This window comes from Micromonospora globispora (assembly GCF_003857015.1).
GTDB classification, from domain to species: domain Bacteria; phylum Actinomycetota; class Actinomycetes; order Mycobacteriales; family Micromonosporaceae; genus Micromonospora; species Micromonospora globispora.
In genome coordinates this window covers 1-2,056 of sequence record NZ_QGGF01000656.1, presented here as the reverse complement: position 1 = coordinate 2,056, position 2,056 = coordinate 1, and the positions used below count along the sequence as shown (strand labels likewise).

Sequence of the window (2,056 nt, the reverse complement as noted above, 5' to 3'; positions counted from 1 at the left end):
GGCCCATGTCCGAGCGTTCCAACAGTGCGGCGAGCCGGCGCAGGCCGCGGTGGGCGGCGGTGCGGACCGCCCCCGCTCGCCGGCCCAGCACCCGCCCCGCGGTTTCGGCGTCGAGCCCGATCACCGCGCGCAGCAGCACGGCCTCCGCCTCCCTGGGCGGCAGGGTGGCGATCAGGGCCAGCGCGGACTCGGTGCCGATGGTCTCTCCCGCCCGTTCCGCGGTGTCGGCGTCCCCGGCCAGTTCGCTGAGCGCCTGCACCGGCACCGGCAGGGACGGTCGGCGACGCTGCCGTCGCAGGTGGTCCATCGCGCGGTTGCGGGCGATGGTCACCGTCCAGGCCCGGAACTCGCCGCCGGTGAACGTGGGCAGGTCGCGGGAGATCTGCAGCCACGCCTCCGAGGCGACGTCCTCGGCGTCGGCGCCGACCAGCGCGGTGAGGTAGCGCAGCAGGCCGGGCTGCAGGCTGCGGTAGAGGAAGCGGAACGCCGCCTCGTCGCCCGCCTGCGCCGCGACAACCGCCTCGCTCAGCTCACCGGTCATGGACCCGCCGTTCGCGCCGTGCCAACTCTCCGGACCGTCCCGCGCCAGGGCCGCACGCGACGCCCGCCCGTCCCGGCAACCGGACTTCCACCCGCACCATCAGCCCCCCCGCTGACCTGATCGCGCCCGATGCCGGAGCATGCGGGCGGCACGTATGGACACTCGCCGCCAAGTACGGTCGTCGGCGGACATACCGTACCGGCATCATGGGGCGGGCCGGAGCGGGGCTAACGCTAGGAGCCGATCACCGAGGGGACAAGGCGACATCCAACCGGAAAGAGTGAGATTTCTCAACGCCTTGTCCGGCGAGTCGCCGTAACGCGGAACGCCTGCCGGACGCTGACCCTGGCCAGGAGGCTCATTGATCGGGACGAGATCCCCGGAACGGGGACATACGAACTGGTCAGCGCGTTTTTTCGGCCGATCGTACCCGGATCGGGACGTCCGGCTGTTCGGCGCGGCGGTCGCCGGACGTCCGGCAGGGCCTCCGGGAACCGGCCGCCGCAGCCCAGGGGCGAGATCGCGGGAAATACTCCGCCGCCGCTCTGGGTACGGTATGGAGGTGTTGTCATCGGAGCTCGTGCTCAGCGGTCGGTACCGCCTGGACGACCGTGTCGCCACCGGCGGCATGGGTGACGTCTGGCGTGCCACTGACCTGGTCCTCGGCCGTCAGGTCGCGGTGAAGGTACTGCTCCCGGCGCTGGTCTCCGATCCCGACTTCATCGCCCGGTTCCGCGCCGAGGCGCGGATCATGGCGTCCCTGCGCAGCGCCGGCATCGTGCAGGTCTTCGACTGCGGCGAGGACGAGCTGCCCGACGGCAGCCACGCCGACTACCTGGTCATGGAGTTCGTCGAGGGCGAGCCGCTGTCCAAGCGGATCGAGGCGGCCGGCCAGCTCGAGGTCGGCGAGACGATGTCGGTCGTGGCCCAGGTCGCGCAGGCGTTGCACGCGGCGCACGCCCGCGGCATCGTCCACCGGGACGTCAAGCCGAGCAACCTGCTGGTGCAGGAGGACGGCACTGTGGTGCTGGTCGACTTCGGGGTGGCCCGGTCGACCAACGTCACCAGCATCACCAGCACGAACGCGGTCCCCGGCACCGCCCTCTACATGGCTCCCGAGCAGGCCGCCGGCCGACCGGTCTCCGGAGCCACCGACATCTACGCCCTCGGGGCGGTGGCGTACTGCTGCCTGACCGGCGGCCCGCCGTTCACCGGTGACAACCCGCTCCAGGTGGCCGTACGGCACCTGGACGACGAGCCGCCGGAGCTGCCGCACGAGATCCCGCAGGCGGTCCGCGACCTGGTCGCCCGGGCGCTGGCGAAGGACCCGGCGGACCGCTACCCAACCGGGGCCGCGATGGCGAAGGCGGCCCGCGAGGCGATCTCCGACTCGCCCACCGCCATGGTGCCGGTCGCGCTGCGCGGCGCCACCGGCCCGGCGACCACCCGGGACGACCTGCCGACCGTCGCGACCGTCCCCGCAGGCGGTTCGGCCGGTCGGCAGGTCGTCCCGGG

General features: G+C 72.9%; 2 protein-coding genes. One reads left to right on the top strand and one right to left on the bottom strand.

Annotated elements, in window-relative coordinates; translation table 11 throughout:
• Nucleotides 1-541: RNA polymerase sigma factor (locus DKL51_RS31510; protein ID WP_148097905.1), on the bottom strand; the 541-nt coding region annotated here is incomplete at its 3' end.
• 562 nt (nt 542-1,103) lie between these two features.
• Here DKL51_RS31510 and DKL51_RS31505 point away from each other — a divergent pair.
• A partial coding sequence (locus DKL51_RS31505; protein WP_148097904.1) for a serine/threonine-protein kinase occupies nt 1,104-2,056 on the top strand: 953 nt, incomplete at its 3' end.